Source organism: Sphingomonas trueperi (assembly GCF_040545965.1).
Classification (GTDB): domain Bacteria; phylum Pseudomonadota; class Alphaproteobacteria; order Sphingomonadales; family Sphingomonadaceae; genus Sphingomonas; species Sphingomonas trueperi_C.
Genome location: NZ_JBEPMV010000002.1, coordinates 772,620 through 785,600, shown reverse-complemented (window position 1 = coordinate 785,600; position 12,981 = coordinate 772,620). Strand labels below are relative to the sequence as shown.

Below are 12,981 nucleotides of genomic sequence, written 5' to 3'. Positions count from 1 at the left end.
GGCCCGAAAGGCGCGATTTGGAAAAATTCTAAATCAGGTGCTGCGCGTTCACTTTCAATTAAGGGTTTGATGTCAGAAGGAGAAATACTTCTTTTTTTCCTTTCTCTCTGCCTCTTCGAACCTCGCGTCGTACGTCGAGAGCTCCCTCCGATCTGCTGGGACGGCAGCCAGGCGGTGCTAACCGGCGCCACGGGGTGGCGCCGGCCTGCGAGCCTAGATCGCGCGTTCTTCGAGGCGCTGCGGCGCCGGTACATCGCATCCATCGATCAGTTGATCGATGGTGATCTGCGCCAAGCGCTCGTACGCGCGCACTTTGCCCGCGAACGCAGCTTTTTCGCTCCGCGCAGGGAGGCGAGGATTATGTCGCAGCTTGAACTGGTCGTCGATGCGGAACGCACCCCATTGGTTGTTGTCCGGGACGAGCCAGCAGCGGCCGCCGCTCTGCGGCAGCCACAGCATGCAATTCTCGAAGGCCATAGCCTGGCCGTCATCGTCGACATGCACCAGCGAGATGATGGGGACATAGGGGTTCTCCTCCACGAAGGTGAAGTTGAGGATGTTGCGCTTCGAGGCACGAGCGAAGTGCGTCAGATTTGAAGCAGTCAAGTTGCTGCCCGACAGTGATCGCGATGTTGCGATCAACGTGCTCGAACTGGCCGGGTTTTCCCGTCAGCAGGTAGGCAACCGCGACCATGATGTTTGCGGCCTTCTGCTCGTCGGAGTAGTTTTTCATTTCAGTTCCTTGGTGATTGGCGCGCAGGCGGATGCCTGCGCTGACCTTCTCTTTTTCCGCCCTTCAAAGGGCGCATATTCACCTTTTGTTCTATTTCTCTTCCAGGCGCGCGGGTGCGCGCTCAAGGGTTTGCGACGTCATGACGTCACGCAGGATGCGATCGCCATGCTGGATCCAGTCTGACGCGTACGGGCGGTGGGAGAGGTGCTCGGCGACGAAGCGCGTCATGCGGAGCGTGGACTCGAGAGCGGAAGTGCTGCCGCCGACCAGATGCCGCCATCGCATCAGGAGGAGCGCGGTGGTCAGAACATCGCCCTCGGCGACGGCCTTGACCGTGGACCATTTACCACGTTCCATGAGCTCGTGGATGCGTTCCGGATGACAGGTCAGCTTGGCCGGAATATCGAGCTTCGCCGCCAGTTCGGCGAGATGGACGCGGTCCGCGCCGCCACATATTTCGCTCATCAGGTCGAGATGTCCCTCGCGTCCGCGCGGCCATGGCGCATGGAGTTTCGCAAGGCTTGCGGGGAGCCGGAGACCGGCGGCTGCCGCCGCCAGCAAGATGCGCGGTACGTCGCTGCGGAAGCCGTTATAGGTCACTATGGTGAGCGCCTGATAGCTCGCCATATCGTTGAAAAAGCTGGCGACGATTTCCGCCTCGTCATGTTCCGGGGCCCCGCGGGTCTCCATCCGCACCGGACGAAGCCCGTCAGGGCCATCGATCATCACCAGCCAGCTGAGCGTATTGATCCGCTGGGCCGCCCAACGCGGCGTCAGGCGCAGGGCCTGCCTGGGATCGCTCGCCGTACGCGGCGGAATGTCTTCGGGGTTCACGTGTTCGGCGGCCAGGTACCGGTCATGGACGTCGAGGGCATATTCGGTTTCGGCGTCGAGAATGACGAATACGTTCGGCGTTTCGGCCTTGAACAGCCGATTTGGTTCAATGTGCATGAGATCTCCAGCGGACGCGGCGGTCCGGCATGTCAGGGATGGGGAGGGGGATCAGCTTGTTGGGCGCTGCGCAGCACGCCATTGTCGAGGGCCCGCAGAGCGGCTTGCGCCGGGTGAGTCGTGTCGTCGAAATCACCGAAGTGGCGCGACCAGATCTGCCAGCCGGCGATGGCTTCGTCGGCGAGCTCAATCGCGGATGTCACGGGATCTGGCAGCAGCACTGCAGGTACCCGTGCGGCACATTCGTGGATGCGGACGGCAGGACCACACAGACAGGGCAGTGCCGCAGCACGCGCCTGCCGCCGGTGCCAGGTATGACCCCGAGGCATGTCGCGCCAACGACCCGCCGTATCGAGCGCTGCCGCGCTGATGTGCGGATGCCGCGCCGGGTCCGCAACCGCGCGCAGCCTCCAGGGAACCGAGCCCCAGTTATGCCAGCTGATCACGGCGCCCTGGTCAGGAAGGTGCAGTTCCAGGAAGTCGAGTAGCGAGGCAACGTCGTCGCCTTCCGTCAGGCAACAAGCATCGGCAGTGAACGCGCAGCCATGCTCTGGATCAGGGGTGACGACGAATAGTCCGATGCCGGTGATAAGCCGGGTATCCGGTCGGTAGCGGGCGCCATAGCAAGCGCCAATCGAGCGAACGGCAATACTGATCGAAACAGGCGACCAGCCCCGCTCCTCGATGGAAAAGTCGATAAGGGACATGGTGATTTCCTTTGTAAGTCGCTGCGATGGAAATGATTTGATCAGTCGGCGAGCGAGCGCAGATCGGTGATGTGGAGGCGGGTTGCGACGTGGCCGGCCTGATCAAGCCAGGCGACGAATTGTGTGCTGATGGCGCCGGCGACGTTGCGGGCGACCGGGCTCGTCGCAGCGATGCGACGCAGGACCAGGCGGAACGCGGCCAGCACGTCGACTTCGACGTCCAGCTCGATTTGCCCTGTTTCGGCGCGGACCCAGTCGGCGAACCGGCGGCTGGGATCGGTCTGCGCGCACAGGATCTGCGACAAGGCACAGGCCTGCTCGAAGCGCAGCGGGCGGTCATCGACGGTGGCGGACAGATCGATCACCTGCTGCTTGCCGCGTCCCTTCAGTGCGCGAAGCGCATCCGACCATGTGGTTTCGGCCAGGCCATCGAGCAGATCGGTCACCTCCGAGAGGCGGTAGCCGGCAATCGTCGCGCCCTCCGTTGTCAGGTTTCGATCGAGCCAGGCCAGCAATGCGTTGCCCGTATCGGACGGACGGAGCACATGACTGTCGAGTGTGAATTGGACCGTCGGCCCTTTTAGACGAGCGGTCAGGACGGCAGCCCCGATGGGGATTTGCCTGTCGAGTCCCAAGCGACGCCCGCCATCGAGCCGAGCCAAGCTGAGCGTGGTGATAATAGGTTTGGGAAGCATTTACGGTGTGCTCCAGGCACGCGACGTGCCAACCCCATGCCGCGCAGGCGGATGGGCTCGGGACGCGCAAGTGGTGGTGAGAATGACCGGTAGTCACGGTCGACGACGAAAGTTCCGATGGGTGGCTCAGCCGGCGGATGCCGACTTTCTTTTCCTTCCCTTCAGAACCTACGTCTTACCTGCTGGTAGATAACGGCATCATCGATGCCTATTTTCCATGCGTGCAGCATGGGTAGACCTTCCGGCTCGACCCTCTGGTTCAATTGGCTCGACGCAGAATTCAGGGAAGCGGCCGCGGCTTTCGAGGCAACCGCCCGAGGGCCGCATTGTCGCAGCGCATTGCGACCATTTCTTGTGAGGTCGCAACGTCCTGCTGCTGGATTCAGAAAGCTTGATTTGCTGTCCCAAGACGCGGGGAGCGATCTGGTCGATCGCTCTCCTTGCCGCATCGCGCGGCCTGGAGAAATATCATGGACGACAACCATCAGACCGTTTCGCCGCCCGCAACCGCCAACCTTGATTTGAACGATGTCGGTGACACGACGGTCGCTGCGGACAGCTCGGCACCGGGTGCCGTTACCCCGCTCGTCGATCTCGATCAGCCCGAGGCTTACAATATACTTGGGCCTGTCCACTTTCTCGATCCGGCGCTTTGCATGCCGTTCGACGGGGCGCCGCGGGCAGGGTACCGGTACGACGAACGCCGAGATGCGGACCTCACCGCGGACATCAAGGCCCACGGCATCATTGATCCCATCGTCGTCCTGCGACGGCCAGATAAGCGTGTCATAGTATCCGGCAATCGACGTCGTGCAATCGTTGCTCATCTGCGTTCGCAGGGCATCGATATCCCGATGCCGGTGCGCATCGCTAGCTTCAATGATATTGAGGCGGTCGCCTACGCGACAGCGTGTAACGCAGGGCGAGCCGCACCGACGGCGATGGAAATGGCTCGTTCCGTTCGGTGGGCGCTCGAGAATGTCGATGAAAATCAGGCAACGCTGGCGCGTGCTCTGGCGATGGACCAGGCCAAGGTTTCCCATCTCTGCGTTCTGGCATCGCTGCCGGCGTGGGTGACGGACATCGTAACCGATCCCGAAACGCTGTCCGAGAATTTTGCCGCGCTGATCGGCCCCGGCCTGGCTGATGACGCGACGCGGCAGGTCATGAAGGAACGCGCCGAACGGCTGGCGGCGGAAAATGTCACACTCGCCGGACCTGCCGCCGCCCGCTATCTGCGGACCGGCGAGCGTGCTGCCGCCTCGCGCGAATTGCGTAATGCCGATGGCGCCACGTTCGGCAGCCTCAAGCGCGACCCTCGTGGCGGCATCGCGCTTTGCCTGTCGCCCCAATGGCAGAAGGTTGGCACGGACCCCGCGCTGATCGTCACGCGGGTCACAGAAGCGCTCGCAGATGCGATGCGAGGCGCCTCATAGCGACCCGTGGCCAAAACTGTTCGTATCCGTCAACCATCAGAAATATCCTGGGCGGCGGGGCGTTGACGTCTCGCCGCTTCGCGTTGTTTGCGCGCCTGGCGCTCGGCCCGACGGGCAAGCGCCTGTTCGACCAGAAGCAGGATATCAGCCATCCGTTGGCTCCACCCGCTGCGGATCGGGACGTCCATCGATAGAATCGGCAGTGGCGGATTCGATCGCCGAGAGGGCGACGGCATAGCCTTCATAACCGGCAGAGGCGCCGGGTCGATCGCGATGCGGTAGGGTTCACCCAAGGCCGGCAACGGAGGACGACGCTGGATGTTGGGCGCCGCTTGCGTCCGCGCCGCCAGCGGCAATCCTGGCATACGCGATGTGCGAACCGGGGCGAATTCGGGCAACGCGTTCGGCAGGCCTTTCATGGCGGCAGGCACGATGACCGGTTTCGCCTCGAGTGGAGGCGAGGGCGGCAGAGCGGCTCGTGAGGGGGGCAGCGAGATTGGCCGATAGCGTGCATCGATGGCGTCTCGCTCTACCTTGCGTTCGGCGCGCCAGCGGGCGCGGTCCTTGGCCAGCAGGGCTTCGTTGTCGGCGATCCGCTGTCGATTCCGCTCATTTGCGCCGACGATGTCGCCATCGCGCGCCGCCTGGGTCAGCGCTGGTCCAAGCGGTAACAGGGGCAAGGCTCGCAAGCCCCGCGCCGCGTTTGAAAGATGGGTGTACACCCGGTTCTTGCCATGTGCCTGCGTCACCTCCGTCATGGTCTGGGCGAAGAGCGCCCGGAGGTAGGTGAAGCGCGCTTCGCCGTCGAATTCGGTCGCCAGGCGCGGCGCAACATCCCATTCGTGGGAGCCGAGCCGGTGCATCGGCCGCAAGGCGAAAGCGATGTGCGCATGGAAGTTTCGCGCGTCGCCCTCCGGTGGCGGCGTGTGGATCGTTGCGACATAGGGTAGGTTGTGAAGACCGAAGGCCTCAGCGCAGAAGCCTTCGAGGATCTGGCGCCTGGCCTGCGGACTGACGTCATGGGGCAGATTGACGACCATCGAGAAGACGACCTTGGCATTGCCCCGGCTCGACCGCGCGAGCGTCTCGATCAGATCGAACGCGGTCGCCTGTTCGGCGACATCTTCGCCGACATTGGTCAGGATCGTGGGATTGCCGTCGTCGTCGCACTCGAGCGCGTCTGGCCGGGTAATATAGAGCACCAACCGCCGTGCAACGCCGATCCTGGCCCGCTTCGACCCGTAATAGCGGACCGCGACGAACACACCCTGGCGCCCCAGCCGGTCTATCACAGCGCCTTGATAAGCGGGCAACTTGGTCGAACCCGCGGGCATCGTGCCGGTCTGCCGCTTGCGTGAAGGCTGCGGCGCCCGTCGCTTGATGCCCTGCGGCTTCGCGAAAAACCGCCTCCAGAACCGCTCGATCGCACGATCGGCAGCGCGTTGCTCGCGCAGATAGTGGATTCTGGCGGCAGTATCGCGCATCGCCTACGCGGCGCGCGCGCGGATCTCGCGATGCTTGTTCAACAGCGTGATCAGCCGATCTGCGCGTTTCATGGCCAGCATCTCCGCCCGCCCGACGCTGAGGCTGACCTTCAGCCCCTTGTCGCTGACGAAGGAAAATCCTGCCGCAAGCTTCGCGCGCGCCGCGCGCTCGTCTTGTGAATTCACAAGGGTGGGGACAGGAGGGGGAGGGGGGCCGTTTTTGGATTTGGGCATCGCTCAAACATTTCTTTCGACTACAGCCCCCAATCCTACCCCTTCTCCTGGCGCCGTCTTGGGACAGCAAATCCGCCGCGGATAACCGATGCTTCAGAGTCCCCGGCTATCGGTAGCGCCATGCCCCCGACGCAGCACACGGACATCCGCGGACATATTCGAGCGCTTGCGCATCGCGACGGGCTGGCGCAGCGCATGCGGGGGCGCGGTGACATCTTGAAATGGGCGTCCGCCCTGATTGCCGCGCAGGACAACCCGGGGCGGTCGCTGCCGACGAACCTGCCTGAGCTAGGGCCGTCCTTTCCGAGCGCAACCGAGCTTGTCCGGGCGCTGATCCCGGAGGTGGAACTGCCGCCGGGCGAGACGCGAGGACGTCCCGTACCGGGAGGAGTGCACCATCCGCTCCTGCATTGGTCGCCCGTGCTGCAGTTCGCTCGCCTTGGCGCTTCAGACGGCTTGGTAGACGGGCAGCGGATCGAGGCGTTGCCGCACAACTTTTCCATGCTGGCGGCATGGTTGGAGCGCAGCATGGGACTGATGCCTGCGGAGGGCGGGCAGCAGCGGGATTATGATCGGGACGAGCTGCAGAAAAGCTTCCGAAAGCGGTTCACCTTCTCGACCGACGAGTTTGCTCGCTGGTTGATCGGCGTGCGGGGTACGGACCCGGTGTTGTTCGTGATGCTGATGTCACGGGAGTACCGGCTGGCGCTGCGGCATTGTCCCGAGCTTGGCGATCCGCCAGCCCCGGGCTGTGCCGTTGCCGATGCCATGCCGGCGTTGAAGACGGCGCCAATTCTCGCGGCCATGACGGCTGGCGAGATTCAGCGATTGTTCGCGCTCACGCGCGATCTGGCAGGGCGCATGGGATCGACGTTCCGCGATGCCGCGATCGAGCTGGGCGACAAAAGCGCGTCTGTCGCCGCTCGCGGTAACAAGATTGCCGACGCAATCGGTGGAAAGCGTGCAGCAGGATTCGCCTATGATCACGAACCGATGCGAGTTGAGTCGATCCGGAAGCGTGTATTCCTCGTGCCCAACCGGGACTTGTCGAAACTCGACGAAGATAGCTTCCTTTGCGCGATCTTCGGCGGCTCCACGGATTGGAACCACATCAGGTCGGCTGGTCGACTTGCCGGCGCTCGCGAACTGATTGCGTCGATCCTCGCGCCCAAGATGTTCAAGAAAAGCGGCTCGGGTAGAGGTAAGGGATACTACAAGGATTCGCTCGACCACTATTATGGCCTGTCGATCGGTGATCTGCCCTATGTCGCACTGCTTGAACTAGGAGTGGTACTCCATAATGCGCAGATGCGCGGCGAAACCGCGCCGCTTGCGGCGCGCCTGCTCGCGATTGCGGCCAGCGCCAACGGAACACCCAAAGAACGAAAGCATAAATCGTCGGTCAAAAAGGCTAAGCGATATCTGCGGAAATTCCCCAGGCCCGGGTCTGGCGGCCGCTTCGTGGCCGTGGCCTGGCTCGATCCCGAGCGGGATGCAGCATGGTTCAAAAAGCTGCTCAAACCGGTCGGCGCCATTGATCGGCAAAACATGCGTTCCAGCACCGGCTGGATGAAACCCATTGCGCTGCGCTACCTGCAGCTGTGCTTCCCTCGCCTCTACGAACAGGTAGACAGTCATGATCAATCGGCGAGGCTGATGGCCCATTTGGCAACCTCGTCGGCTGCCTTCACCTCCGACCCGATCTTTTGCGGCATGTTGCGCGACGCTGCCGCGAAGGCTAAAGCATCGGTGAAGGTAAAGAGCAACTTCCTTAAGCGCCCGCCGCCGTCACCTCTGCTGCCGATTTCCCAAAAAATCATCGATGCCGTACGGTTCGCGACGGAGGAAGACGAGCCGGGCGCGGGGCTGGCACATAGCTAATGAGTTGCGCCGATTGGTAACGGACGGTGGTTCCGTGCCCGGACCATTGCTTGGTGCACTGGGCAAGGGCTGCTGATGGAGCGTTGTGGGGTATCCCCAACGACCCGCTCCTCGATGTGAACGTGAATCATTTGGTGTCCCAAGACGTCGACGATGGGCCATGATCATGTCCGCTCTTCCCGCAAGGAGGAGCAGACCATGGATACGAATAGCGATGGACGCCGCGAACCGCATCGGAACTGGCATATCTACAGCCTCGGGGCTCACCTGCCTGAGTACGGCTTCCGCGGCGAGGATGCCGATGCCCTGATGGAGCTGCGGGGACTCCCGGTCACCCAGGGGGTCCAGATGCTGGTAGCGGATCTCGGCCACGGGCAAGTGCTTGGCGGCGTGCTGAAGACGGTGGTCGACAAGCATAGGGGGATGCTAGAGGACCTCGGACGGCAATTGTCGTGGGAGCGGCGCTCGCGCCGTTACCACGCCGCGCTGGCGGATTGGAACGCGCAGCCCGATGCCGTCCAGCAAGGCAGGTGGAGACAGCTGGCGATGACCGCCCGACAGCGGGCCCTGGTGCAGATCACGGCCGACCTTCTCGATATCGCGATTCCGCCCGGGCTGGATCGCGGTACGGCGGCCGACTGGCTAGAACGCCATGGCGCCAACCTCGCCTATCGCGGGGAGAAGTGACATGCCCACGCTCACCATCACGACCGTCGACGGCCAGGGAAAGCCGATCGAGGACACGGCAGCGCTGGAAGCCGAGATCACCAAGTTTGAGGAGGCACTGCAGGCGCTTATCCCGGATCTGGAAGGCGACGATGACGAGGCAGGAAGCCGCGCCGCCAGTCGCTATCGCGTCCTCAAATATTACTTCGACCTCATTCTTGAAAACATCGATTGGTGGAACGAACAGGTTGGCAACGAGCGGAGAGCTGCTCGGCGAAAACTTGCCTCTGCTCTAAAAGCGCGGCGAAAAGAAAATCAGTGAAAATCATGTGAATTTGCGAAATAATTCAGTGAGATTTCCGAAGGAACGAGGCGAATTACTGCCGTTCGTTTGAGATCGGCCGAGGTGGCGCCAATGTTATTGGTTGCCAAGGACGGAGGGATCATTCGGCTACCGCACCGCATCGTCGCCCCTTCCTCCTTAGGTTAGGGGCGTCCGGCAGACCCGGTGCGGTTCAATTTCCATGGCATTCGGCTACCGGGGGGGCATCATGCTTGATCGCAAAGGACACATGTTGAATTACAAAGAGCTATACTTGGGCAGGCCCGGGAGCGGGCCCGTGGCAGCTGGGCGCTGATGCCAGTGACATCGCCGTAGGATCGAGCGGCCGCATAGCGCTACAACGCGGCGCGAGATTTCGGCGTTGCTGCGACGGCCGCGAAGGCCCTTGCGAGCTCGCAATCGAATTGCAAAACCGTGTTTCAGATCGTCAGCGTTTCTCCATCGGCGGGAATGCGCAGGTACTGCTCGTACCCATCCCTTTTCGAAAACGCGCGCAAATCAGCTCGACTGAGAATGCAGTGATTGACGGCTTCCATGTGGCTGGCGATCAGCATCGCATGGGGCGCAGCACGATGTACGGCGAGAACGTCGGTTGGACCCATGATGATCGGATCCAGCCCGATCACCGTAGCCATGCCAGTGTTCAGGACGATCACGTCCGGAGCGTGAGTGGCGATGGCGCGCTCGACCTCGCGGTTCCAGATCGTGTCGCCGGCGACATACAGCGTTTTGTGCGCGGGGTGCCGCAGGACGAAGCCGCTGACCGGGCCGAGGATCTGCGGCAGTGCCTTCAGGTCCGCATCGGTACCATGCTGCCCGCCGGTGCGGTGCAAGCGCACACCGCGAAAATCGGTGTCCTCGGTAAGAAGACGCACGTCCGAAAAACCTGCCGATCGGAGTTGGCCGGCATCGCCGGCGTTCTGCGCGAAGATGGGCAGCGCCTTGTTCAGCTTGGCCTTCGCCACCTCGTCCCAATGATCGGGATGCAGGTGCGTCACGATGACGGCATCCACGTCGATGATGGACGCCAGTGGCAGGGGCAGCGGAACCAGCGGGTTGCGCCGTTGGCTGTTGGCTGTCCCCTCGAAGCCGGGATAGGCGTCCTTGTCCGCCAGCACGGGGTCGACCAGGAAGCGAACGCCGCCGAAATCTATCCGCAAGGTGGCATTGCGGACCTGAGTCAGGCTGGCGCTCGCCGCCGGGCGCGCGATGGCGGCACCGATCGATAGCGGTGCGGCAAACAGCGCCGAGCCAAGTATCGTGGCGCCGGCCAGCGTCATCGCCTGGCGACGGTCGAGTGCTCTGGGCGAGTCGGATGCGTCGGCCATCTACCGTCTCCTTCATCATATTGTTCGATCAACCGTCTCGCGGCCGAAGATCGAGCAAATCAGCGCCCGCCGGGGTCGGCTCGCGATCGCCGCTCTCCGCGCCGCTGCCGAGTCAGTGCGGCATGTCCGAAAATTGGGGCAAATCGAGCGGCTGCTGCCAATCCAAGCGGCGCTTTACGAACATCTCCAGAACCGGCCGAATGCCGCTCGGGTCATCAAGCGAGCCGATCTGGATGAAGGTAAGTTCCGGAAAGCCTTCCAGGTCGCTCGTGTAGAGCCGCGCCCCGCATTCGGTACAGAAGTTGCGGGTGAGCTTCTTCCCGGAATCCGCGACATAGACGAACCCCTTCATCTTGTCGGCGCCCGCCGTGATCTTGAAGGCGGTGGTGGGGACGCCGAACCAGGTCGCGGCCTCGCCGCCGGAAGCCTTCTTGCAATCCAGGCAGTGGCAGATCGCGATGAAGGTGGGATCGAACTCGAACGCGAAGTTCACCGAACCGCAGGCGCAACGGCCTGTACGATGCGTCGCCATGGCGTCTCTCCTTGATTAAACGATCTGTAGGCTCGAACCTCGCCGATATCCGAGGACAGCGTGGTGGCGCGCTGCCCTCGGACTGGGCGCGTCAGTTCGCGCTGGTGGCAGCCGCTTCGATAAAGGCGGCAACATCCTTGGGGTGCGACAGCATGACGGCGTGGCTGCTGTTGATCTCGGTCAGCTTGGCCTTGGCGCGGGTCGCCATGAAGCGTTGGGTGGTCGGCGAAACCATGTGGTCCTGCGTCGTCAGCATCCAGCGGACCGGCTTGTCGTGCCACGCCGCGGTGGTCAGCTTGGTCTGCACCGCGGCCAGGCCCCAGGGGACCTGCGCCACCGCCATGAAGCCGGTGATCGATATATCGACATCCGCCGCGAAGGCCGCGGGAAACTTGGCCGGATCGACGATGATGAACCCGTCTTCCGGCGGCAGCAGCGGCGGGCCGGATTCGCCCGGCACCGGCCGGGTCGCCAGTTCGTACACCGATTCCCCCGCATCGGGCGCAAGCGCGGCGATATAGGCGAGGCTCTTCACCTTGGGATCCGCGCCGGCTTCGGTGATGACCGCGCCGCCATAGCTGTGGCCGACCAGCACGACCGGCTTGCTCGCTTTCGCGATCACCTGGCGGGTGGCCGCGACGTCGCCGTCGAGCGTGACGGTCGGGTTCTGGACGACCAGCACTTCATATCCGTCCTTGGTCAGAATGTCGTAGACCGACTTCCAGCCCGAGGCATCGACGAACGCACCATGCACCAGCACGATCGAGACGGGCTTGTTCGGCACGCGCGGCTGAGCAGTGGCGGAAGCGGCGGTGGCCATGGCGAGGAGTACTCCTGCAATAAGATGTTTCATTGACGTCACTCCAGAATTGGGAGCGCGGACGTTGTCGCTGGGTACCGTCGCAGGGTCCCAGTCCGAAGCGTACGCGGTTTCCTCGGCATTGCACCGAGGTCGGTGGAAGGTCAGCCGTGGCCGAGCTTGCGATCCAGCGCGGCGATGAAGGCCTTGGCGATCGGATGGTCCGAGCGCGGATTCTGGCCGGTGATCAGTTCGCGATCCTCGATGACATAGGGCTCGAAGTCCGGGCCGGTATCGACGATGGCGCCTGCCAGACCGAGCGCATAGGGCATGTCGAAATAGATCTTGGCGTGGAGGATCGTGTCCTCGATCACCTTCTCCTCGGACTTCTGAAACACGGTCATCCGGTAGCCGGCATATTGCCAGTCCTTGGTCCACTCCTTCGCCTTGGCCTCGTCGCCGGCGATCAGCGCGGCGCGGAACTCGCGAGCGTACGGCATCGCTGCGGTCGAGGATATGGGGCCGTGGCAGAGCATGGCCGTCGGCTTCTGATGTTCGTGGAAATGGCGCAGGATCTCGCCCAGTTCCTGATCCTGCATCAGATCCACGATCGGCGCCTGACCGCCGGGGATGAAGACGCCGTCATACGCCTCGATGCCTTCATCGAGGATCGAGCGCAGCGTGCGGCCCTTCATCGACGGGTCGTTGGCCCAGAAAGCCTTCGCGCGTTCATAGGCTTGCTGGTCACCTCCAAAATGCGCGGGCGAGTCAGAAGCTTTGTCGATTGTCGGCGGTACCCCATCGGGCGTTGCCAGAACTGTTTCGTAGCCGGCATCGATGAGCGCCAGCATGGGAACTACCGTTTCGTTCAGGTAGTTGCCCGTTTCGCCCCAATAGCCACCCTTGGTTTCAATGCGGTTCGCATTGGACCCGATGACGACGACCCTACCTTTACTCATCCTATTCTCCCTCGCCAAGCGGCTAAGTTGCAGTCCGGATCTATCTAGTCCCATCCCGGCGGCAGAAGGCGTCAATTGCGGTAACGTCGTGTTAAGGGAGGGGCAGGGGTCTTGGGGAGCGCGACTGCATTGGCTTCTCCAGATTTGACCGGGCTTAACTGATGCCTCGAAGATAACTGCGCTACGAGAGCGTGCGCCTTGGGCAGATCGTCCGGCAGTCGCGATGGAGACAG

14 protein-coding genes are annotated in these 12,981 nt (G+C 62.8%); 4 read left to right on the top strand and 10 right to left on the bottom strand.

The window, feature by feature from the left end; genetic code table 11:
• Window positions 1-213: 213 nt before the first annotated feature.
• The 4 genes from ABIC35_RS07580 to ABIC35_RS07565 all read right to left on the bottom strand — a co-directional run bounded on the left by ABIC35_RS07580 (window position 214) and on the right by ABIC35_RS07565 (window position 3,026).
• A complete protein-coding gene (locus ABIC35_RS07580; RefSeq protein ID WP_147425892.1) occupies window positions 214-642 on the bottom strand; it encodes a hypothetical protein in 429 nt (142 codons plus the stop codon).
• A 181-nt stretch (window positions 643-823) separates the two neighbouring features.
• Window positions 824-1,684 carry a hypothetical protein gene (locus ABIC35_RS07575; RefSeq protein ID WP_121078035.1) on the bottom strand — a complete coding sequence of 287 codons (861 nt, stop codon included), beginning with the start codon at window positions 1,682-1,684 and terminating at the stop codon, window positions 824-826.
• A gap of 32 nt (window positions 1,685-1,716) precedes the next feature.
• Window positions 1,717-2,391, bottom strand: a complete 675-nt coding sequence (locus ABIC35_RS07570) for a hypothetical protein (protein WP_121078033.1) — start codon at window positions 2,389-2,391, stop codon at window positions 1,717-1,719.
• A 41-nt stretch (window positions 2,392-2,432) separates the two neighbouring features.
• On the bottom strand, window positions 2,433-3,026 hold the full coding sequence (locus tag ABIC35_RS07565; RefSeq protein WP_183049419.1) for a hypothetical protein: 594 nt from the start codon (window positions 3,024-3,026) through the stop codon (window positions 2,433-2,435).
• Window positions 3,027-3,556: 530 nt separating this feature from the next.
• Between ABIC35_RS07565 and ABIC35_RS07560 the strand changes: the two genes are divergently transcribed.
• Window positions 3,557-4,522, top strand: a complete 966-nt coding sequence (locus ABIC35_RS07560; RefSeq protein ID WP_121078029.1) for a ParB/RepB/Spo0J family partition protein — start codon at window positions 3,557-3,559, stop codon at window positions 4,520-4,522.
• 29 nt (window positions 4,523-4,551) lie between these two features.
• On the opposite strand, the gene ABIC35_RS07555 is transcribed toward ABIC35_RS07560, so the two are convergent.
• Entirely contained in the window at window positions 4,552-6,006 is a 1,455-nt protein-coding gene (locus ABIC35_RS07555; protein ID WP_121078027.1) for a MobA/MobL family protein, read from the bottom strand.
• Window positions 6,007-6,009: 3 nt separating this feature from the next.
• A complete protein-coding gene (locus ABIC35_RS07550) occupies window positions 6,010-6,240 on the bottom strand; it encodes a hypothetical protein (protein ID WP_147425890.1) in 231 nt (76 codons plus the stop codon).
• 120 nt (window positions 6,241-6,360) lie between these two features.
• Here ABIC35_RS07550 and ABIC35_RS07545 point away from each other — a divergent pair, with 120 nt between their 5' ends.
• From ABIC35_RS07545 to ABIC35_RS07535, 3 genes are all read left to right on the top strand, one after another.
• Window positions 6,361-8,121, top strand: coding sequence for a hypothetical protein (locus ABIC35_RS07545; protein WP_121078023.1), 1,761 nt, complete (start codon window positions 6,361-6,363; stop codon window positions 8,119-8,121).
• Between the two features lie 198 nt (window positions 8,122-8,319).
• Window positions 8,320-8,808 carry a hypothetical protein gene (locus ABIC35_RS07540; RefSeq protein ID WP_147425889.1) on the top strand — a complete coding sequence of 163 codons (489 nt, stop codon included), beginning with the start codon at window positions 8,320-8,322 and terminating at the stop codon, window positions 8,806-8,808.
• A 1-nt stretch (window position 8,809) separates the two neighbouring features.
• A complete protein-coding gene (locus tag ABIC35_RS07535; RefSeq protein WP_121078019.1) occupies window positions 8,810-9,109 on the top strand; it encodes a hypothetical protein in 300 nt (99 codons plus the stop codon).
• A gap of 440 nt (window positions 9,110-9,549) precedes the next feature.
• Here ABIC35_RS07535 and ABIC35_RS07530 read toward each other — a convergent pair whose 3' ends face one another.
• From ABIC35_RS07530 to ABIC35_RS07515, 4 genes are all read right to left on the bottom strand, one after another.
• A complete protein-coding gene (locus ABIC35_RS07530) occupies window positions 9,550-10,458 on the bottom strand; it encodes an MBL fold metallo-hydrolase (RefSeq protein WP_121078017.1) in 909 nt (302 codons plus the stop codon).
• A 112-nt stretch (window positions 10,459-10,570) separates the two neighbouring features.
• Complete coding sequence (locus tag ABIC35_RS07525) at window positions 10,571-10,990, bottom strand: GFA family protein (RefSeq protein WP_121078015.1); 420 nt, start codon at window positions 10,988-10,990, stop codon at window positions 10,571-10,573.
• Window positions 10,991-11,081: 91 nt separating this feature from the next.
• Window positions 11,082-11,843 (bottom strand): alpha/beta hydrolase, encoded by a 762-nt coding sequence (locus ABIC35_RS07520; protein ID WP_354278377.1) that lies wholly within the window; start codon window positions 11,841-11,843, stop codon window positions 11,082-11,084.
• 110 nt (window positions 11,844-11,953) lie between these two features.
• Window positions 11,954-12,748 (bottom strand): type 1 glutamine amidotransferase domain-containing protein, encoded by a 795-nt coding sequence (locus ABIC35_RS07515; protein WP_121078011.1) that lies wholly within the window; start codon window positions 12,746-12,748, stop codon window positions 11,954-11,956.
• Window positions 12,749-12,981 lie beyond the last annotated feature (233 nt).

What these genes read in the sequence shown, in the direction of transcription:
- ABIC35_RS07515 (WP_121078011.1), bottom strand. Translation starts at nt 12,748, where the DNA reads ATGAGTAAAGGTAGGGTCGTCGTCATCGGGTCCAATGCGAACCGCATT.
- ABIC35_RS07570 (WP_121078033.1), bottom strand. Translation starts at nt 2,391, where the DNA reads ATGTCCCTTATCGACTTTTCCATCGAGGAGCGGGGCTGGTCGCCTGTT.
- ABIC35_RS07520 (WP_354278377.1), bottom strand. Translation starts at nt 11,843, where the DNA reads ATGAAACATCTTATTGCAGGAGTACTCCTCGCCATGGCCACCGCCGCT.
- ABIC35_RS07575 (WP_121078035.1), bottom strand. Translation starts at nt 1,684, where the DNA reads ATGCACATTGAACCAAATCGGCTGTTCAAGGCCGAAACGCCGAACGTA.
- ABIC35_RS07540 (WP_147425889.1), top strand. Translation starts at nt 8,320, where the DNA reads ATGGATACGAATAGCGATGGACGCCGCGAACCGCATCGGAACTGGCAT.
- ABIC35_RS07530 (WP_121078017.1), bottom strand. Translation starts at nt 10,458, where the DNA reads ATGGCCGACGCATCCGACTCGCCCAGAGCACTCGACCGTCGCCAGGCG.
- ABIC35_RS07550 (WP_147425890.1), bottom strand. Translation starts at nt 6,240, where the DNA reads ATGCCCAAATCCAAAAACGGCCCCCCTCCCCCTCCTGTCCCCACCCTT.
- ABIC35_RS07545 (WP_121078023.1), top strand. Translation starts at nt 6,361, where the DNA reads ATGCCCCCGACGCAGCACACGGACATCCGCGGACATATTCGAGCGCTT.
- ABIC35_RS07560 (WP_121078029.1), top strand. Translation starts at nt 3,557, where the DNA reads ATGGACGACAACCATCAGACCGTTTCGCCGCCCGCAACCGCCAACCTT.
- ABIC35_RS07525 (WP_121078015.1), bottom strand. Translation starts at nt 10,990, where the DNA reads ATGGCGACGCATCGTACAGGCCGTTGCGCCTGCGGTTCGGTGAACTTC.
- ABIC35_RS07535 (WP_121078019.1), top strand. Translation starts at nt 8,810, where the DNA reads ATGCCCACGCTCACCATCACGACCGTCGACGGCCAGGGAAAGCCGATC.
- ABIC35_RS07555 (WP_121078027.1), bottom strand. Translation starts at nt 6,006, where the DNA reads ATGCGCGATACTGCCGCCAGAATCCACTATCTGCGCGAGCAACGCGCT.